The organism is Aeromonas sp. 96A, from assembly GCF_051919165.1.
GTDB classification, from domain to species: Bacteria; Pseudomonadota; Gammaproteobacteria; order Enterobacterales; family Aeromonadaceae; genus Aeromonas; species Aeromonas veronii.
In genome coordinates, this window is the sequence record NZ_JBQBFE010000001.1 from 4,087,435 (window position 1) to 4,107,093 (window position 19,659).

The window sequence follows — 19,659 nt, forward strand, 5'->3', positions numbered from 1 at the left end:
CCTGTCAGTCACTTTTTTTCCGGGGGAGTTGGCTCGCCTCTTGCTCTCTCGGCTTACCAACAAGCGCCCATCCCATGAGGTGGCGCGCACAGGAGCGTATGTGAGCACTGAACAAACATTGCCAAATCTGGCCCCAAATCTGGCCTCCAATCTTGCCCATGGGGCGGGGGCGGCCGAGCATAACGCGCGCGCTCGCGCCTATGCCCTGCAGCATACGGTCAAGACCGACAACCTGATCCCGGCCACTGTCTCTTATCAGAGTCAGGGGCGCCTGCTGCTGGTCGGCCCGGAAGATCGCATTCGCCGCGCCGCCAGCCTGCTGCCCGCCGGGGTGAAGCCCACCCTGCTGGTGAGCGAAGCGGTCCACTATGCCGAGGCGGCCGATCTTGAAGCCATCTTTGATGCCACCGCATCCCTCGCGGCCCTGACCCTGCGCGAACCGAGCCTGACAGGGTATCTGGGGCAGTTCCAGCTCATTGGCATCAATGGTCAGGGTGAGCGGGTTAATCTGGCGGCGCTCTGTTTTCCACAACAAGCGACGGTGGGGAACGAACCGCGCTTTGATCTGGTGGCCGATCTGGGCCGCGCCCCGCTCTTTGCGCTGGAGCGTCCGCCGGTCGGTTATCTGCATCTTTCCGATGACCAAGGGCTGGCCGAACGGCTCGCCGAGCTCTGTGCGCTGACCGGTATTTTCGACAAGCCGCGCTATTTTCGCCTCGACCCCGAGGCGTGCGCCTTTACCGCCCGCGGCGTGCCCGGTTGCAGCCGCTGCCTCGATGTCTGTCCGACCGATGCCCTCAAGCCCATCAATGGTCGCATCCAGATCGATCCCCATCTCTGTCAGGGCTTCGGTAGCTGTGCCTCTGCCTGTCCGACCGGGGCGATTGCCTATCACCAGCCCGATGCCAACACCAGCGGCGACTACCTGTTCCGATTGCTCAAGCATTATCGGGAGGCGGGCGGCGAAGCGCCTCGACTGCTGATCGCCGGTGAAAACGAGCGCGAATGGGTGGACGCCGAACTCACCCGCCTGCCTGCCAACTGGCTGCCGGTCTGGGTGGAGGAGAGCGCGAGTTTAGGCATCGAGAGCTGGTTCGCCGCTCTCGCCTATGGCGCCAGCGCGGTGCGCATTGCGCTCGGTGACGATGCCCCCGCCAGCGTGCGGGCATTGGTTGAGCGGGAGCTGGCGAGCGCCACAGTGCTCTTGGCGGGCGCTGGTCTTGCTGCCAATCGTATTGCCCTGTTTAACGGCGATGCCGAAATGGATGAGTCTCTTTACGCGCAGTCAGCCATTGCCCTGCTGGAGAAGCCGCTCAAAGGGGACAAACGGGAAAACCTGTTTGCCGCCTTCGACGCCCTCTGGCAGGCCAACGAAGGGAGCCGCGAGCCGCTGGCGGTGCCTCACGGCGCCCCATACGGCAGCGTGGAACTCAAAGAAGCAGACTGCACCCTCTGCATGGGCTGCGTGGCGGTCTGCCCGAGCCGTGCCCTGCATGCGGTGGGTCATGCGCCGGGCCTCAACTTTATCGAGCAGGATTGCATCCAGTGCGGCATGTGCGAAAAGGCGTGCCCCGAGCAGGCCATCGTACTGGTGCCCCGCCTGCAACCTGTGCCCGAGGCGCGCCGCGCCGTGCAGAGCCTGAAAGCCGAAGAGGCTGCCTGCTGCATTCGCTGCTCCAAGCCGTTCGCGCCCGCCTCGATGATCCGCCGCATCCAGCAAAAACTGGCTGGTCACTCCCACTTCCAGAACGAGGCCGCCCAGCGGTTGCTGATGTGTGAGGATTGCCGGGTCAAGGATGTGTTTGCGGCGCTGGCGGCGGATCCCGTCTCCCAGCTCAAGGTATGAGGGGCCAGTGATGAGTGAACAACATAACGAAAAGGCTGGCGAACTGACCATGACCGAACTGGAACAGAGCAGCGCCGATCTCTACGCCCTGCTGGCAAGCCTCTGGCGAGCCGCCCCCCGTGGTGAACAGCTCGCCTGGCTGCAAGGGTTGCAGGCTATGCCGGGCCCCTTTGCCAGAGGGCTGGGACTGGTGCAGCTGGCGGCGAGTAGCCACCACGAAAACGAGCTTGCCGAGGAGTATCAGGATCTCTTTATCGGGCTGGGGCGCGGAGAAATCGTGCCGTTTGCCTCCTGGTATCTCACCGGCTCCCTGATGGAGCTGCCGCTGGCGGTGCTGCGCGCAGATCTGCAGTCGCTGGGTTTCGAGCGCCAGAGCGGAGTGTGCGAGCCGGAAGATCACCTGGCCGCCCTCTGTGAGGTGATGGCGGTACTGATTGGCGAGCAGCATCCGGAGCGCAACCGCTTCTATGAGCGCCACCTTGCCCCCTGGGTACTCGCCTGCTGCCGCGATCAGCAACAGGCGAAAGGGGGCAGCTTCTACCGGGCGGTCGGCGCCCTTGCCGAAGATTTCTTCAAGCTGGAAAACGAATTGCGCCTGCCGTTTGGCGCCTGCGTGGTGAAGGGTTGATCACCCTTATCCACCCACAACAAAACGAACAGACGAGATATCCCATTGGACGCGAAGCTGGCGCGCAGGCGCCAGCAAGAACAACAACAGAGGTCACAAGAATGAGCGATGAACAGCTGAAAGACCCGTCCCGCCGCAATCTGATCAAGGGAGTTGGCGTGGTCGCCACCATAGGCGTATTGGCCGGTGCCACCGGTCGGGTGGTGGGCAAAGAGGTGCTGACCCACGACACCGAGCCTGACAAGGGCTATCGGGAGACCCCCCATGTTCACGACTTTTATCGCACCCTGCGCGGCACTGACTGAGCCGGATCAGTGAAGGAGAACTCATGAAACTGACAAAACGTGCCGAGCAGCCCCAGGCGGGCGAGCAGGGCAATGAGGCCATTCGCGGTCAGGGGCTGACCCGCCGCGCCTTTATGGTCAACTCGGGTCTGGTAGCCGGTGGCGCCGTGGCCGCCGGTTGGCTGGCCCCTGCCATGATGCAGCGGGCCGAGGCCAAAACCGTGGCGGCCGGGGTGCCGGTCGAGGTGAAGCGCACCATCTGTTCCCACTGCTCGGTGGGCTGCGGCGTCTATGCCGAGGTGCAGAACGGCGTCTGGACCGGTCAGGAGCCGGCCTTTGATCACCCCTTCAACCTTGGCGGCCACTGCGCCAAGGGGGCTGCCCTGCGCGAGCACGGCCACGGTGAGCGTCGCCTCAAGTACCCGATGAAGCTGGTGGGCGGCAAGTGGCAGCGCATCAGCTGGGATCAGGCCATCGAAGAGGTAGGCAATGAAGTGCTGCGCCTTCGCAAGGAGTCCGGCCCCGACAGCGTCTACTGGCTCGGCTCCGCCAAGCACTCCAACGAGCAGGCCTACCTGTTTCGCAAGATGGCGTCTCTGTGGGGCACCAACAACGTGGATCACCAGGCGCGGATCTGCCACTCCACCACGGTGGCAGGTGTAGCCAACACCTGGGGCTACGGCGCCATGACCAACAGCCTGAACGACATGCACAACAGCAAGTCGATCATGTTTATCGGCTCCAACCCGGCGGAGGCCCACCCGGTCGCCATGCAGCACATCCTGCTGGCAAAAGAGCGCAACGGTTGCAAGATCCTGGTGGTCGACCCGCGCCGCACCCGCACCGCCGCCAAGGCGGACATGTACCTCTCATTGCGTCCGGGTACCGACGTCGCCTTTATCTGGGGCATGCTCTGGCACATCTTCAAGAACGGCTGGGAAGACAAGGAGTTCATCCGCACCCGCGTCTACGGCATGGACGAGGTGCAAAAAGAGGTGGCGCGCTGGACTCCGGCCGAAGTGGAGCGGGTGACCGGCCTCAACGAACAGCAGGTCTATGGCGCTGCCAAGCTGCTGGCCGACAACCGCCCCGGCTGCGTGGTCTGGTGCATGGGTGGCACCCAGCACACCACTGGCAACAACAATACCCGTGCCTACTGCATCCTCGAACTGGCCCTCGGCAACGTGGGCAAGAGCGGGGCGGGCACCAACATCTTCCGTGGTCACGACAACGTGCAGGGGGCCACCGACTTTGGCGTCACCTCCGACTCCCTGCCCGGCTACTACGGGCTGGAAGAGGGCTCCTGGAAGCACTGGGCCCGGGTGTGGGATGTCGATTACGAGTGGATCAAGGCACGTTTTGACAACAAGGCCTACAACGGCAAGCTGCCGATGAACAACAACGGCATTCCGGTCTCCCGCTGGGTGGACGGTGTGCTGGAGAACGCCGATCTCATCGAGCAGGGCTCCAACATCCGCGCCATGTTCTATTGGGGCCATGCGGTCAACTCCCAGACCCGCGGCCCCGAGATGAAGAAGGCGATGCAAAAGCTCGACATGATGGTGATTGTCGACCCGTACCCCACCGTCGCCTCGGTAATGAACGATCGTACCGACGGCGTCTACCTGCTGCCAGCCACCACCCAGTTCGAAACCTACGGTTCCGTCACTGCCACCAACCGCTCCATGCAGTGGCGCGACAAGGTGATAGAACCCCTGTTCGAATCCAAGGTCGACCACGAGATCATGTATCTGCTGAGCAAGAAGCTCGGCTTTGCCGATCAGCTGTTCAAGCACATCAAGGTGGAGAACAACCAGCCACTGCTGGAAGACATCACCCGCGAATACAATCGCGGCATGTGGAGTGTGGGTTACACCGGCCAGAGTCCGGAGCGGCTCAAGGCGCACCAGCAGAACTGGCACACCTTCCACAAGACCAACCTCAAGGCCGAGGGCGGCCCGGTCAGTGGCGAAGTGTACGGTCTGCCCTGGCCCTGCTGGGGCACCCCGGAGATGAAACACCCCGGCAGCCACATCCTCTACGACACCAGTATTCCGGTGTCGGAAGGGGGCGGCGGTTTCCGTGCACGTTTCGGCATCGAGTATCAGGGCGTCTCGCTGCTCGCTGAAGACTCCTGGCCGAAAGGGAGCGAAGTGGAGGATGGCTATCCCGAGATCACTGCCGACCTGATGAAACAGCTCGGCTGGTGGGATGAGCTGACCGAAGCCGAGAAGAAGGAGGCCGAGGGCAAGAACTGGAAGACCGACCTCTCTGGCGGCATCCAGCGGGTCGCCATCAAGCACGGCTTCGTCCCCTACGGTAACGCCAAGGCGCGCTGCGTAGTGTGGACCTTCCCGGATCAGGTGCCCAAGCACCGCGAGCCGCTTTATACCCCGCGCCGCGACTTGCTGGCTGACTACGCCACCTGGCCTGATTCGAAGAGCCTGTGGCGCCTGCCGACCCAGTACGCCTCGGTGCAGGAGAAGGATGTCAGCAAGGAGTTCCCCATCATCCTCACCTCCGGCCGTCTGGTGGAGTATGAGGGGGGCGGCGACGAGACTCGCTCCAACCCCTGGCTGGCCGAGTTGCAGCAGGAGATGTTCGTCGAGATGAACCCGGCGGATGCCAACGACGTCGGCGTGCGCGACGGTCAGGATGTATGGGTCGAGGGGCCGGAAGGGGGCCGGGTCAAGGTGAAGGCACTGGTGACCCCGCGGGTCAAACCGGGGCTTGCCTTTATGCCGTTCCACTTCGGCGGCCACTTCGAGGGCAAGGATCTGCGATCCAAATATCCGGAAGGGTCTGACCCCTATGTGCTGGGGGAGTCGGTCAACATAGTCACCACCTATGGTTATGACCCGGTCACCCAGATGCAGGAGACCAAGGTCACCCTGTGCCGTTTTCGCAAAGTAGGAGCCTGATCCCATGGCCAGAATGAAATTCATGTGTGACACCAAGCGCTGCATCGAGTGCAACGGCTGTGTGACGGCGTGCAAGAACGAGAACGACGATGCCCTCGAGTGGGGCATCCAGCGCCGCCGGGTGGTGACCCTCAACGACGGCCTGCCGGGGGAGACCTCCATCTCGGTCGCCTGCATGCACTGCACAGATGCCCCCTGCATGGCGGTCTGCCCGGCCGACTGCTTCTATCACACCGACGACGGCATAGTGTTGCACAACAAGGATCTCTGCATCGGTTGCGGCTACTGCCTGTTTGCCTGCCCGTTCGGGGCGCCCCAGTTCCCGAAGACCGCCGCCTTTGGCGATCGGGGCAAGATGGACAAGTGCACCTTCTGCGCCGGCGGCCCGGAAGAGGATCACAGCGAAGCGGAGCGCCAGAAGTACGGTGCCAACCGTATCGCCGAGGGCAAGCTGCCCATGTGTGCCGAGCTCTGCTCCACCAAGGCACTGCTGGCGGGGGATGCGCAGGTGATCTCCGACATCTTCCGCGAGCGGGTTGCCTATCGCGGTGCCAAGGATGCGGCTTGGGGTAATGGCGATGAGCTGTTTCACGATGCCAGCAAGCTGAACAAGCAGGGAGGGGCGGCATGAAAACCTGGCTAATGGCCCTGTTTGCTGCCCTGCTGCTGGTGAGTACCGCAAGTTTCGCCGATGCCGAGAAAGAGGCGGTCGGCTTTGCCGGCGCCGATTACTGGCGGGCGGTAAAGGATGGGCAGGAGGGGGTGACCACCTCCCGCTCACCGGAGCACGGGGTGCTCATCTCGGTGCCGGGCCAGCTCTGGTTCGAGGTGAAGACCAAGTGGGTGTCGCCGCTCGGTGCCATCGCCATCTTTGGATCCTTGGCCATGTGTGGCCTGATGTACCTGGTGGTGGGGCAGACCAAGCTCTCCAAACCACGCACCGGGCGCAAGCTCAAACGCTGGAGCAGGCTGGATCGGGCGCTGCACTGGACCACGGCGGCCATGTTCCTGACCCTCTCCGGGTCGGGGCTGGCCATCATCTACGGCAAGTACTTCATCAAGCCGGTGGTGAGCCTCGGGGTGTGGGAGAACTGGATCTGGTTTGCCAAGGTGTTCCACAACTACGTGGGGCCGCTCTTCTTCCTCTGCCTGATGGGGGTACTCATCAAGTGGTTCCGCCACAACATCGTCAATATGGTGGATGTGCAGTGGTTCATGAAGTTTGGCGGCATGCTCGGCAAGCACAAGGGAAGTCACCCCTCGGCGGGCTTCTCCAACGGCGGCGAGAAGGCGATCTTCTGGTTGCTGATCTGGTTTGGCGGCATCGTGGTGGCGACCGGGCTGTTCCTCGACTTCCCCATCTTCGGCCAGCTGCGCCGCCAGATGGAGTGGGCCAGCTTCATCCATATCGTCGGAGCGCTGATCCTTATCTGCGGCTTTATCTTCCATATCTACATGGGTCTGTTCCAGCTGGAAGGGGCGCTGGAGGGGATGGTGACCGGCGAGGTGGACGAGACCTGGGCCAGGGAGCACCATGACCTCTGGTATGAAGAGGTGAAACACACCCTCGATGAGCCCAAGGCGGGCAAATCAAGCTGATGGTCGACAAAGAGTAAAGAGAAGGGGCGCTACGGCGCCCCTTTTGATGGCGGGTCGATCGTGATGGCAAAGTGATTGAGCGATGCCGCAAACGGCGATGGTTTTTGGGGCCACCTTGAGCAACAGTAACAGGGGTTCCATTCACACAAGGGATGACAAATGATGAGAAAAGCATGGCTGGCAGCGGTATGTGCATCTGCGCTCTTCGGTAGTATTGCGGGCGTGGCGCAGGCGGCTGACGGGATCAAGACTCAGCAGGTGCAGTTCAAGAAGGGGGAGTCAGGGGCGACTATCAACGGCACCATTCAGGGTAGCCAGACCCTCGATTACAAGCTGACGGCCAACAAGGGCCAGAGCATGGTGGTGATCCTGACCGGCAAGCCCTACTTCAATATTCTGCCGCCGGGCAGCAAGGGGGAGGCGATGTTTATCGGTTCTACCGAAGGGAACAACTTTGAGGCAACCCTGCCTGCCAAGGGCACCTACACCATTCGGGTCTACCAGATGGGGGCGGCCGAGAGCAGCAAGGCCAAGACGCCGTTCAAACTGGAGGTGGGCATCAGCGGCTAATGCCAGCCGCTGACAAGCATCACGGAGGTGGCGGCCACAAAGGGCCGCCACCGTTGTTTTATCCCCTCTGTTTTTGCCTCGCCAAGGTCAATATTCCCCCCGGGCCAGTCGCTCGAAGTAGCGCTTATAACGTCCGCTGGCGATGGCCTGCTGCAACTGCTGATTGAACTGATCCCGCAGTTTGGCTGAATCCGGCATTTTGCGCGGGAACATCACGAAGCTGTCGTTGCGCAGAAATGGGGTCTGACTGTGGGTGATGAGTGCCGCGCTGGCGGGGTCGAGCTGGCTCTGCAACTCGGCCAAACCGACTCGCAGCTCTTGCGGATAGAGGTCGATCCGCCCGCGCAGCAGCTTGCCGAAATTCTGCTTCACGTCGGTGACTTTCTGTTGGGTTACCTTGCCATCGGCCACCATCTTGTCCAGTTCAGGCCCGTAGCTATAGGCGATATCACCCCCCAACCGCATACCGATGATCTGCTCAAGGCGCTCGGTCTGCAGCTGCCGTGATTTGAGGGAGAAGAAGACAAACTGCTCCTGCAGCACCGCTTCGCTGAACAGAAAATCCTGCTCCCGCTCCGGTTTGTGCATCCAGACGGCGGTGGCGTCGTAGAGCTGGCTGTTGGCCGCCAGCGAATAGACCCGACCCCAGGGGGCGAAGTGGAACTTCACCTCATAGCCCGCCTCCTTGAACAGATCGCTGATAAGGTGGGCCACTGGCCCGTGCTGTTTTGACTGCTCGGAGACAAAAGGGGGCCATTCACCCACGATGATGTTGAGCACCCGACCCGGTGCGGCGAGAGCTGACTGGCAGGTCAGAAATAGCCACAGAGCAAGCAGCGAGATCAGGCGCATGGCAGAAAGAAGGGGACGCAGGCTGGCAGAGGCGAGGGCATCAGGTCACTCCCGGCTGTGATGCGGTGAAAGGGGCTGGGTTGCCCGCAATGCTAACATGAGTCTCATTCCTTGCCGTGGATATTTGTCTCGCCGGGGTCGCCGGGCGCCTATTTTGGCCGCAGGGTATGCCCAAGCTCACAAAACCGATCGAGTAAACGTCATATGATTGATTTCATTATGAGTCTTGCTCTCCTGCCGAACGGCAATTTCACGTAAATCAAAGAGAATGACTATGGCTACCGGACAATATCTGCTGTGGAAAGATGCACAGGGACAGGATTTTCGCCCCGTTGCACTGACCGGCACTGATCTGCTTAACAATCGATACCTCAACAAGGGCACGGCCTTCACCGAACAGGAGCGGGCCGATTTTGATCTCGATGGTTTGCTGCCGCCTCAGGTGCAAACTTTTGAAGCCCAGCTCGAGCGAGTGTATGAGGGGTTCAAAAGCGCTTGCAGCGATATCGAGAAGTACCAGAACCTGCGTGCCCTGCAGGATCGCAACGAGACTCTCTTCTATGCCCTGTTGTCACGCCATGTGGAGGAGATGACTCCCTACATCTATACCCCGACCGTGGGCAAGGCGTGCCAGGAGTTCAGCCACCGCTTCCAGAAGCCGCGCGGCCTCTACATCACCCCGGACAACGTGGATGACATGGGCAGTCAGGCCCGCCACTTCGATGCCAAATCGATCCGCATCATAGTCGTCACCGACAGCCAGGGCATTCTGGGGATCGGCGACCAGGGTGTTGGCGGCATGGGCATCCCCATCGGCAAGCTGGCGCTCTATACCCTGGGTGCCGGTATTCACCCCGCCTGCTGCATGCCTATCGCGCTGGATGTGGGCACCGACAACCAGAAACTACTCGATGATCCCATGTATCTGGGCCGCCCCCACAAGCGTATTCGCGGCAAGGAGTATGAGGAGTTCATCGACAAGTTCGTGCAGGGGGTCAAGCGCCACTTCCCCAATGCCGTGCTGCAGTGGGAAGACTTCAGCAAATCCAATGCCTTCAACAATCTGGCCCGCTACCAGCAGTCACTGCCGTCATTCAACGATGATATTCAGGGCACCGGTGCCGTGGTGCTGGCCGGTATCATCGGCGCGGTCAAGGTCAAGGGGGAGACCCTGGGCCAGCAGAACTATCTGGTCTATGGCGCTGGCGCTGGCGGGGTTGGTGTCGCGGATCAGATCTGCGCGGGGATGATCCGCGAGGGGATGGATCCGCAGGCGGCCCGCGATCGCATCTACATCCTGGATACCCAGGGGCTGGTGTGCGACAACCGGGATGGGCTCGACGAGTACAAGCGCCGCTATGCCAAGCCGGGGCTGCTGCTGGCGGGCTGGGATACCGAGGTGCCCGGCAAGGCCAATCTGGCCGATGTGCTGCGTCATGTGCCCATTAGCGTGTTGCTGGGTACCAGTGGCTCGGGCGGCGCCTTCCAGGAAGAACACATCCAGCTGATGCTGCAGCATTGCGAGCGCCCCATGGTGTTCCCGCTCTCCAACCCCACCGCCAACTGTGAAGCGCTGCCGGAGGATATATACCGCTGGAGCAAGGGCAAGGCGATCGTGGCGACCGGTAGTCCCTTCAAGGATGTGAGCTACGAGGGGCAGGAGTTCAGGGTCGGGCAGGGCAATAATGTCTTTATCTTCCCCGGTGTAGGTCTGGCGGCCATCGTCAGCCAGATCCGCGAGATCACACCCGATGTCTTCACGACCGCCGCCTTTGCGCTGGCCGAGTGCGTGAGTGAGGTGGACCTGGCTAAAGGGGCTGTTTATCCGCGCATTCGCGAGCTGCGCAGCATCTCGGTGCATGTGGCGACCGCCGTGCTCAAGGATATCGTGCGCCGGGATCCCTCCCACCCGCTGATCGGTCAGGATCTGCAGCAGCATATCCTCAACCACATGTGGGAGCCGGTTTACCTGCCCTATCGTCGGGTATAACCGCGTATTCACCGCCGGGATAACGGGTCGGTAAAGATGACAAGAGGGTAGCGCTGCTACCCCCTTTCGTTTACCCCGTGGCATTCACTAAGTTCGCAATGGCCGCCAGCGCCCTTGCTGATTGCGACAGGCGGTATCCTGCCACTGCTGGCTCGCCTTGCCGATATAGAGTTGCTCGCGATAGTCGCGGCACCACTCCCCACTGGTATGGCGGAAGGTGCGTAGCGGGGTGACGCTACCCGAGTGACGATTAGCCGGATTGAACCAGGTGAGGCTCTGCCCTTTGGTGCGGGTTTCCAGCGCCTTGGCAAGGGCCTGATTGGCCAGTTGAACATCTGCCTTATCCATCTGATGGTAAAGCGGCGGAGTGTCGACCGTGGCGCAGCCAGTGAGGCTGAGCAGGAGGAGTGGTAACAGATATCGCATCATGGTTGCCCCTGTTGGCGAAAACTGTTGTTGAGCAGCGCCCGCTCCTGCTCATCGGTAAGCACTTGCTGGCGATCATCGACCGTGCCATCACCCCTGAGCTTGTTGCCATTGGCATCGACAGCATCCACACCGTTGTCATCGATCGTGCCGTCACCTCTGAGCTTGTTGCCGTTGTCATCAACGCCATTGCCAAACCCGCGGCCACCCCCATGGCGTTCTCCCCCTGCATGTTTTTCTCCACCAGCATGCCGTTCACCTCCACCATGCTGCTCTCCGCCGGCATGCTCGCCCTGGCCGCCACTGTCATCGCTGCCCCCATCGCTGTCGCTGCCACCGCCGCTGTCGCTGCCTCCGCCGCTGTTGCTGCCACCACCGCTGTTGCTGCCTCCGCCGCTGTCGCTGCCACCGCCGCTGTTGCTGCCACCACCGCTGTTGCTGCCGCCGCCGCTGTTGCTGCCACCACCGTTGTTGCTGCCTCCACCGCTGTCGCTGCCTCCGCCGTTGTCGCTGCCTCCGCCGCTGTTGCTGCCTCCGCCACTGCTGCCCCCACTGCCACCATCGCCATCTTTGTTGTGAACGATCAGCTCATTGGCGATGTAGCTGTGGCTGCCATCGAGCAGCAGATTGAAGAGTGCGGTAGTGGGAGATGCCTCGATCCAGCAGAGTGACTCAACCAGCAGTAATTCCAGCTGGGGTTGCAGGGCCAGATTGCCCGTCACCATGACTGGTGCCGAGCGACACATTATCTGCATGCCGGTAAATAGCGGCAGCACCGCCAGTTGCGGGTTTTCGGTTCGGGTCATGGCCGGTGAGATGGCCGCCCAGCCCCGAGTGGTCAGCAGAGGGTGCTCTGCGGTAAAGAACGGGGGCAGATCATTGATCCCGTAGAGTCTGCGCTTGCCCAGTATGACCCGTTCGACCGCCAGGATCCGGTTACTGCCGCCGTGCTGATCCAGCACCTGTTCACCGACCCGGAGCGTCTCTATGGGGCGGGTGGAGCCATCGGCCATCGTGATGCGAGTGCCGGCGATAAAGCAGGACTTGGCATAGGCCTGATTCATTTGCCACTCATTGTGGGCGAAATCATAACTGAACGGGTTTGCAAACAGGGCGAGTGCGATGGCCGAGCCAATAAGCAATCTGCGCTGGCTGGCCTTGAATGGGGGCTGTGACATGGGGACTCCTTGTCCATCTTGATTCACAGGATCCATTATAGAGCGCGCCCCTGGCGGCGGCATTTTTGACCATGAACACAATAAACATGATGGAAAAACGATTGGCGTTCGTCACAATAATGCGTAAAATCGCATACTCGATGCTTGTAGCAACGAATCCCGCCTAAAAAGCCAGTTTCATGCCCTTCCCAAGCAGTAAAAGGTAACAAGTGACGCATTTGTGTTCATTTTTTGCCTTGAAAAAGTCTTGTGATAACTGAAAAGTGATAAATATCCCCATCAGTTATCAAAAAATTAAGGACATCCATGTTTTCCTTAGTCAAGCAAAGTGTCGCCGGGCTGCAAATCCTGTTTGTCGCCTTCGGTGCCATGGTTCTGGTGCCCCTGCTCACCGGACTGAACCCCTCCATGGCCCTGCTTGGCGCCGGTGTGGGCACCCTGTTGTTCCAGCTCTGCACCCGCCGCCAGGTCCCGATTTTCCTCGGTTCCAGCTTTGCCTTCATTGCTCCCATCATCTACGCCACCCAGACCTGGGGATTGCCATCCACCATGTTTGGCCTGTTTGCCGCCGGTTTCATGTATTTCATTCTGGCTGCGCTGATCCGGGCAAAAGGGATGGGTTTTGTGCACAAATTGCTGCCTCCGGTAGTGATTGGCCCGGTGATCATGGTCATCGGTCTTTCTGTGGCGCAGGTTGCCTGCAACATGGCGATGGGCCGTGCCGGTAGTGAGCAGGTAGTACCTGCGGGGACTGCGCTGACGCTGGCCGGTATCTCGCTGGCGGTCACCCTCATTGCCGCCGTGTTCTGCAAGGGGTGGATCAAGCTGATCCCCATCCTGTGCGGCGTGATTGCCGGTTATGTCTCGGCGGTGTTCATGGGCCAGGTGAGTTTCGATGGCATGGTGAACGCACCCTGGTTGGCGCTGCCCCACTTCGAAACCCCGGAGATCAACTGGGCTGCTGCGTTGTTCATGTTGCCGGTAGCCATCGCCCCCTGTATCGAGCATATCGGTGGCGTGTTGGCGATTGGTGGCGTGACTGGCAAGGATTACACCAAGGATCCGGGTTTGCACCGTACGCTGGCCGGTGACGGCATCGGCGTCTGCTTTGCCGGTTTCATCGGTGGCCCACCCGTGACCACCTACGCCGAAGTGACTGGTGCCGTGATGATCACTCGCAACTTCAATCCGGTCACCATGACCTGGGCTGCGGTGTTTGCCATCATTCTGGCCTTCTTCGGCAAGTTCAATGCGCTGCTTACCTCCATCCCGATGCCGGTGATGGGCGGTATCATGCTGCTGCTGTTCGGATCCATCGCTGCCATCGGTCTCAAGACGCTGGTGGAATCCAAGGTGGATCTGGGACTGTCACGCAATATCGCCATCGTCGCCGTGACGCTGACCGTCGGTGTCGGTGCGCTGGAGATGAAGATTGGCGACTTCGCGCTGGCCGGCGTTGGCCTGGCATCTGTTGCCGCCATCCTGCTCAACCTGATCCTGCCTGCGCACTCCGAAGAGGGTGTGATGGACGCGGCCAAGGATTGAGTTTCACCAGACGTTCATCGTTGATTTGGAGAAGGCCACCTCGCGGTGGCCTTCTCTTTTTCGGGTATCTCGCGCCACTTTTCTGCTCGGCGGAGCTCATCTGGAATCTAATTTGGAAGCAGATGAGGGGGTTAGCATTCTCATTTGACGTATCTCTTTTCGTGACCTTAGCTAAAGGACAGGTTTGGCTCTGAGGTCTCCTCGAGCAGTATGGGAAAATGGATGTTGGCGTTTTCTATCATTTCTCTCCCAGACCCCTGTCATAAAACGATGCGCTTTTTCTTTGCCACGGCGCTGTTGTATGGCAGAGGCTTATCCGCCCAATTCCGCACTCCCCTTATGCTGCCCTGGCATGTTTCCACCTCGATTTGTTGTGAGCCTCCCTCGCCGGTTGCGTTTCGTTGCGCACAGGCAAAATCCGGATCTGTTTGCTGCTGCACATGGGTGGGCGGCGAGCCGTGAAAGCCGGCATGACCCCAGCGGGTCAGACGTGCACCGCCATAGGTAACGGCGGATGTTCAGGGATGAATGGCAAGCAAAGCGAGGTTGCAATGAACTATCAACTGCTGTGGAAAAGTGCAATTTTTTCAGTCTCTTCCATGATGGCGATAAGCGCTGTTCAGGCTGCGCCACTGAACGTGATGACCGAGGATTACCCGCCATTCAACATGCAGGGAGAGGGGGGCAAGATTGTCGGGCTGTCGACCGAGGTGGTCGAAGAGCTGTTCAAGCGTGCCGGGGTCGAATACAAGCTGACCCTGATGCCCTGGAAACGGGCGTACGAAGATACCCTCGGCACCCCCAATACCGCCCTCTACTCCACGACCCGCACTCCGGAGCGGGAAGCGCTGTTCAAGTGGGTCGGGCCGCTGGTCAATAACAACTGGGTATTTTTCTCCAGCTCGACCGCCAATATCACGGTCAAGTCGCTGGAAGATGCCAAGCAGTATTCGGTGGGTGGCTATAACGGCGATGCGGCCGCCGAATATCTCAAAGCCCAGGGATTTGCCAAGTTGCAGCTGGCGGCCAACGACACCGCCAACGTGAAAAAACTGGAGGCAGGTCGCATCGATCTCTGGGCTACCGGCCAGTATCTGGCCCCCTATCTGGCCAGCAAGGAGAAGGTGGCCTCACCCAAGCCGGTCTTCGTGTTCAAGGAAACCCAGATGAGCTTGGCGTTTAACAAGGATACGCCCGATGAGCTCATCACCAAGCTCAACGAGATCCTCGCAGCCATGAAGGCGGATGGCACCATCGACAAGATCAATGCCAAGTACCAGTAACAGTACCAATAGCAAGTGCCGCTCAATGGCACTGCGCCGGCTGCCGTAAAACCGGGAGGAAACCATGGATTGGAAAAGTCTGACGTTCAGGATTGCCGTGTTGACCTCCCTGTCGGTGAGTCTGCTACTGGTGTTGTTTGGCGCTTACAACTACCACGCGGTCAGGGCGGAGAGCTACAGCAAACAGAGTGCACTAGTCGAACAGGCCATCGGTCGGCTGCAGCTCTCCCTGCCCGGCCCGCTGTGGAATTATGAATCGGCCTTCATCGAGGCATCGCTCAAGTCCGAGCTGGCGGCCGATATCCTGAGTGCGCTGCTGGTGGTCAACAAGGACAAGCTGGTGGCCGGGTTTGCCCGTGACACGGCGGGGAGCATTGCCCCCGTGACAGCCATGCCTGCCGATACCGCTGCCTATGGGGGATATGATCTGGTCTATGACGACAGCGGCCAGAAAAACACCGTGGCCCGATTGCTGGTGCAAACCAGTGATGCCGCCATCCAGGCCCAACTGCGCCAGCAGTTGATCACTACCGTCTGGCAGATCCTGGTGCTCGATCTCTGCATCATCGCCCTGTTGATGGTGCTGATTCATCGCAATGTGCTCAGGCCGCTTCATCAGATGAATCAGGCTGTGTTCGATCTGGCCAAAGGAGAGGGGGATCTGACCCGGCGTCTAAAGATCAGCCGCCAGGATGAGATGGGCGCGCTGGCCACCAACATCAACCACTTTATTGCCAAGTTGCAGGAGATGGTGGCGGAGATCAACGAGCTCTCTGCCGGTGTGTTGCAAACCGCCGAACTCTGTGACTCCCTCTCGGCAGATACCCGGGTAGGCAGTGACGCCCAGCAATCCGAGCTGGATCAGGTCGCCACCGCCATTACCGAAATGAGTCAGGCTGTGCAGGAAGTGGCTGGCAATGCGGTGAAAACCTCTGGCGCTACCGATGAGGCCAACCTCTATGTGGAGCAGGGTTACAATCTGGCGGGCCATGCCAATGAGGCCATCCATCAACTGGTGGGGGAGGTGGAGCGAGTCGCCACCCTGATGCGCACCCTTTCGACCGAAAGCAGCAGCATTGGCACCATCATCGAAGTGATCAACGGCATTGCCGAGCAGACCAATTTGCTTGCCCTCAACGCGGCCATCGAGGCGGCGCGGGCGGGTGATCAGGGGCGCGGTTTTGCGGTGGTGGCGGATGAGGTACGCACCTTGTCGGGCCGTACTCGCCAGTCGACGGAGGAGATCAGTGCCAGTATCAAACGGTTGCAGCAAGCGACCCAGAATGTCGGGGCCGGAATGCAACAGAGTCAGGAGAAGGCATCCCGCGCCGGCATCGAGGCGGCAGATGTGCAGATATCGGTGGAGAAAATTAAAAATCAGGTCAGCCTGATCCGCGAGATGAACATGTATATCGCCCAGGCATCGGAAGAACAACACTCGGTGGCGGAGGCGGTCAGCCACAGCGTCAACCGGATTGCGACGCTCAACAGCGAGAGTGCAGCCAGAGTGGCACAGGTTGCCGAAGCCAGCAGCGATCTGCGGCAGTTGTCGGCCCAACTCGACACCTTGCTCAAGCAGTTTCGGGTCTAGTCAGTTCACTTCGCCCCGTTGGATCATCCTGCGGGGCATGCAAGGTTCCCTTGATTGTGAAGTGCGGCGAGATGTTGTGAGGGGCAAGGGGCCTTGTCCAGCAGAGCTTTTCGTCATGCCCATGTCACTGTTCAGCTGAGATTGGCGTGATCGTGATACGCGAAACTCGCAGCATCATGCTCTGCCCGATACGCAGTCCGACAGCGCTGGACGCATATTTTCATTTTCCCCGCTCATGCCTGCCTGCATCTATTGTGCCGCTGATCTCGACCCTTTAGAATTTCGTTTAATTACAGCAAGTCCTGAGCCGCCATCTGGCTTTATCAGGTGTGGAATCCCATCTTCTTCATGATGAATGCAAATAACAGGTGGTTGGTATGACGGGGGTTGCGCCAGGCAATAACATATCAGCCTATCACTTCGGTGATTATGTCTTTGATGTCAAAAGGCGAGAGTTGATCTTCTGTGCCGACAAGGACAACTTGCAAAGCGCCCGGGTGGTGCGCTTGTCATCGGCAGAGAGCCTCATTTTCAGCTATCTGCTCGATCACCATGACGAGGTGTGCGACAAGGATCTGTTGCTCGAAATCGGCTGGTTGGGTCGCCCCATCAGCCCCAACTCCCTGAACGTGGCTATCGCCAATATTCGTCGCCACTTCACCTCATCCCCCCAGACGCTGGATATCAGAAGTACCCCGAAAAAAGGGTACTCCCTGCACCTGAACTGCAAGATGAAGAGCTATTACGGCAAGGCACTGCCAACAGAGAGTGAGCCCTTGCCCGAGCCGGTGAGCGAGCCCACGCCTGCAATGGCTGCGCAGTCACCGTCGACACCACCAAGCTCCGACCACGAGGTCATCAAAGAGCCTGTTGCTCCCCGTTCTTTTGGTGAGCGGGCCAAACTTGCCTTTCTCAGCGGTATCGGGCGGCCAATGCTGGTCAGGAGCCTGATGTACGTCAATCTGCTACTGGCTGTGCTGGTGGTGTTTGTCGCCAGCTATCTCCATTTCGAGTGGCTCCATGTGCACTGTACCGACTCGCCGACCGGCGTTGTTTGCCAGATGGAGGCACGGAGCGATGTGCCACCAGTCAAACCGGCATCGCTGGTGCTGGTCTCCGGCCACCAGGTTCGCGTGCTCTCCTATAAAGAGCTCGAAAAAACGCTGTAAGGGATCTCTGATGAAACGAACGCTGAAAAATACCTTGCTGCTGTTGCCACTGTTTGTCGTGCTGCTGTTTGTAGTCGGGATGTTTATCAACAGTCTGGGCTGCCATTACGACCTGAAAATGTCGGCCAATGGAGTCAACTATCACGGGGTGTGCCGCTGGGGCAAAATCACCGTGATCGAAGAGGAGGAGGCGACCAGGGAGAAGTGGCGAGTGACCGGTTTTCAACTTACCTTCTTCAACCAGCTTGTTTACCTCATCGACAGTCGTACCCAACTGCACGAATCGGGTAACGATGACTCCTATCTCAATGAGTACAACCTGATCCAGTCGCAATATGCGCTGGTCAACTATGCCTGGGTGCCGCTGACCGAAAACAAGGTGGCAATTTTCCAGCGCGATCCGGTGCACGAGGTCGTGATTGCCCAGCGAGATGGCTGGTTCGATCTCTACCGCTGGTTCTTCCCCCCGGCACCGCTGGTGCCTGTTCAGCCGCAAAGCGCAGGTGCCGGGCGTCCCGCTAGTTTCTAAATAACTTGCACCAAGGGCCGGTGATATCGCAGTGGCCTGTCTCATCACTGTTTTGCCAGCCCAGCCGATGGTAGAAGGCTACTGCCGCCGTGTTGCGGGTCGCAACCTTGAGCGAGCCGTGCGGCGAATCAGCGAGGCCCCGCTCCAGCAGGGCGCGCCCTATCCCCTGACCGTGCCAGTCGCTTGACACATAGAGGTGATGGACGAAGTGATCGGGCTGCCAGATGGCGATAAAGCCGCAGATATTGCCCCCCTGTTCGGCTACCCACACCCGTTCACCTTTGGTCTGTTCCTCGAAATCCTCGAGTTGGAAACGGGCGGGATCGACCCAGTGAAAGGTGTGGCGGCGGCTCTTTAAAAACAGCCGGGCCAGTTGGGGAATGTCGTGTTCTTCCATGAGCCGGATCATGATGCCCTCCCGGATCAAGCCAATGTTCATTGAGGCAGCTGCACAGAGGCAGGTTAATCGATGCAAATGACAAGGGTGTGATTAAGCACTGTCCATTGTATTTGCCATGGGGCTATACTGCCGGAGTCCCTTGTATGGATGGCTTGAGGATCGCTGATTTATGGACAATAAACTGATTGAAGGCAACATTTTTGTGCCGGCGCACATAGACGATGTCTGGCACGCCTGGACTACCGAAAGCGGTCTGCGCAGTTTTCTGGCTCCCGAATGTTTGATGGTGGCCGAACCGAATGGTCCTTTCGAGATCTACTTCAGGCCTGATGCCCCGCTGGGTGAACGTGGCAGCGAAGGGTGCCGGGTCATGGCCGTCATGCCCTATGACCTGCTCAGTTTCAGCTGGAATTTCCCGCCCAGTCTGCCCCATATCCGCCAGCAAAAAACCCAGGTTTGCCTGCGCTTTGTGCCAGAAGGGCAGGGCACTCGCCTCTACTTCCTGCAGAGCGGTTGGGCCAATGATCCGGATTGGGATCAGGGTTATGCCTATTTTCGGGAAGAGTGGCTGGAGACCAGCCTGCCACGGTTGCAGTACCGTTTTACCCACGGTCCCATCGACTGGAACAATCCTCCCGACAAGGCACAGCTGAAGGCGCTGGCCCAGTAATTCCGGATATCAGACATAAAAAAAACCGGCCAAAAGGCCGGTTGAAACAGTTCAGGCTTGTCAGGTGACAAACGTATCCAGCGGATGAGAGTCGCTTTCCACTCCTTGTGAAGCACAACCCTCTTGGTTACGTGCGGCTACTTTATGCCATTCACACTGAATCGAGGCTGAACCATGG

Annotated in this window: 18 protein-coding genes; 14 read left to right on the top strand and 4 right to left on the bottom strand. The window is 59.6% G+C overall.

The genetic code is table 11. The annotated features are described in order from the left end of the window. The first annotated feature begins 100 nt into the window (after positions 1-100). The 7 genes from ACTG2W_RS19035 (at position 101) to ACTG2W_RS19065 (ending at position 7,848) form a co-directional block, all read left to right on the top strand. Positions 101-1,846 carry a 4Fe-4S dicluster domain-containing protein gene (locus ACTG2W_RS19035; RefSeq protein WP_106842741.1) on the top strand — a complete coding sequence of 582 codons (1,746 nt, stop codon included), beginning with the start codon at positions 101-103 and terminating at the stop codon, positions 1,844-1,846. 10 nt (positions 1,847-1,856) lie between these two features. Further along, positions 1,857-2,474, top strand: coding sequence for a TorD/DmsD family molecular chaperone (locus ACTG2W_RS19040; RefSeq protein WP_040065378.1), 618 nt, complete (start codon positions 1,857-1,859; stop codon positions 2,472-2,474). 101 nt (positions 2,475-2,575) lie between these two features. Beyond that, entirely contained in the window at positions 2,576-2,779 is a 204-nt protein-coding gene (locus ACTG2W_RS19045) for a transcriptional initiation protein Tat (protein ID WP_005303194.1), read from the top strand. Positions 2,780-2,802: 23 nt separating this feature from the next. Next, the gene (locus tag ACTG2W_RS19050) at positions 2,803-5,679 is read left to right on the top strand and encodes a formate dehydrogenase subunit alpha (protein WP_005353754.1); all 2,877 of its coding nucleotides are present in this window, start codon (positions 2,803-2,805) and stop codon (positions 5,677-5,679) included. A 4-nt stretch (positions 5,680-5,683) separates the two neighbouring features. After that, entirely contained in the window at positions 5,684-6,310 is a 627-nt protein-coding gene (fdh3B, locus tag ACTG2W_RS19055) for a formate dehydrogenase FDH3 subunit beta (protein WP_005334799.1), read from the top strand. Then, positions 6,307-7,278, top strand: a complete 972-nt coding sequence (locus tag ACTG2W_RS19060; protein WP_075114853.1) for a formate dehydrogenase subunit gamma — start codon at positions 6,307-6,309, stop codon at positions 7,276-7,278. The genes fdh3B and ACTG2W_RS19060 overlap by 4 nt, the downstream gene beginning before the upstream one ends. Positions 7,279-7,437: 159 nt before the next feature. Continuing rightward, complete coding sequence (locus ACTG2W_RS19065; RefSeq protein WP_234896966.1) at positions 7,438-7,848, top strand: DNA breaking-rejoining protein; 411 nt, start codon at positions 7,438-7,440, stop codon at positions 7,846-7,848. Between the two features lie 87 nt (positions 7,849-7,935). On the opposite strand, the gene ACTG2W_RS19070 is transcribed toward ACTG2W_RS19065, so the two are convergent. Beyond that, the gene (locus ACTG2W_RS19070; protein WP_440016456.1) at positions 7,936-8,700 is read right to left on the bottom strand and encodes a substrate-binding periplasmic protein; all 765 of its coding nucleotides are present in this window, start codon (positions 8,698-8,700) and stop codon (positions 7,936-7,938) included. A gap of 274 nt (positions 8,701-8,974) precedes the next feature. Between ACTG2W_RS19070 and ACTG2W_RS19075 the strand changes: the two genes are divergently transcribed. Then, positions 8,975-10,690, top strand: a complete 1,716-nt coding sequence (locus tag ACTG2W_RS19075) for an NAD-dependent malic enzyme (protein WP_440016457.1) — start codon at positions 8,975-8,977, stop codon at positions 10,688-10,690. An 87-nt stretch (positions 10,691-10,777) separates the two neighbouring features. Here the strand turns inward: ACTG2W_RS19075 and ACTG2W_RS19080 are convergent, their stop codons facing one another. Both ACTG2W_RS19080 and ACTG2W_RS19085 read right to left on the bottom strand, forming a co-directional pair. Next, positions 10,778-11,119, bottom strand: coding sequence for an RT0821/Lpp0805 family surface protein (locus tag ACTG2W_RS19080; protein ID WP_429119613.1), 342 nt, complete (start codon positions 11,117-11,119; stop codon positions 10,778-10,780). After that, positions 11,116-12,294, bottom strand: coding sequence for a hypothetical protein (locus ACTG2W_RS19085; protein WP_440016458.1), 1,179 nt, complete (start codon positions 12,292-12,294; stop codon positions 11,116-11,118). Before ACTG2W_RS19085 ends, ACTG2W_RS19080 begins: the two co-directional genes overlap by 4 nt. 306 nt (positions 12,295-12,600) lie before the next feature. On the opposite strand from ACTG2W_RS19085, the gene ACTG2W_RS19090 reads away from it, so the two are divergent. The 5 genes from ACTG2W_RS19090 (at position 12,601) to ACTG2W_RS19110 (ending at position 18,411) form a co-directional block, all read left to right on the top strand. Beyond that, positions 12,601-13,839, top strand: coding sequence for a uracil-xanthine permease family protein (locus ACTG2W_RS19090; protein ID WP_005334784.1), 1,239 nt, complete (start codon positions 12,601-12,603; stop codon positions 13,837-13,839). Between the two features lie 551 nt (positions 13,840-14,390). Beyond that, entirely contained in the window at positions 14,391-15,122 is a 732-nt protein-coding gene (locus ACTG2W_RS19095) for a substrate-binding periplasmic protein (protein WP_005334783.1), read from the top strand. A gap of 64 nt (positions 15,123-15,186) precedes the next feature. Continuing rightward, complete coding sequence (locus ACTG2W_RS19100; RefSeq protein WP_257688140.1) at positions 15,187-16,713, top strand: methyl-accepting chemotaxis protein; 1,527 nt, start codon at positions 15,187-15,189, stop codon at positions 16,711-16,713. Between the two features lie 455 nt (positions 16,714-17,168). Further along, the gene (locus ACTG2W_RS19105; RefSeq protein ID WP_421309244.1) at positions 17,169-17,882 is read left to right on the top strand and encodes a winged helix-turn-helix domain-containing protein; all 714 of its coding nucleotides are present in this window, start codon (positions 17,169-17,171) and stop codon (positions 17,880-17,882) included. 10 nt (positions 17,883-17,892) lie between these two features. Continuing rightward, on the top strand, positions 17,893-18,411 hold the full coding sequence (locus ACTG2W_RS19110) for a hypothetical protein (RefSeq protein WP_201903920.1): 519 nt from the start codon (positions 17,893-17,895) through the stop codon (positions 18,409-18,411). Here the strand turns inward: ACTG2W_RS19110 and ACTG2W_RS19115 are convergent. After that, entirely contained in the window at positions 18,401-18,820 is a 420-nt protein-coding gene (locus ACTG2W_RS19115) for a GNAT family N-acetyltransferase (RefSeq protein ID WP_031227549.1), read from the bottom strand. The two genes, ACTG2W_RS19110 and ACTG2W_RS19115, sit on opposite strands and share 11 nt — an antisense overlap. 160 nt (positions 18,821-18,980) lie before the next feature. On the opposite strand from ACTG2W_RS19115, the gene ACTG2W_RS19120 reads away from it, so the two are divergent. Then, positions 18,981-19,481: an SRPBCC family protein gene (locus ACTG2W_RS19120; RefSeq protein ID WP_005334766.1), complete on the top strand. Its 501-nt coding sequence runs from the start codon at positions 18,981-18,983 to the stop codon at positions 19,479-19,481. The last annotated feature ends 178 nt before the right edge of the window (positions 19,482-19,659 follow it).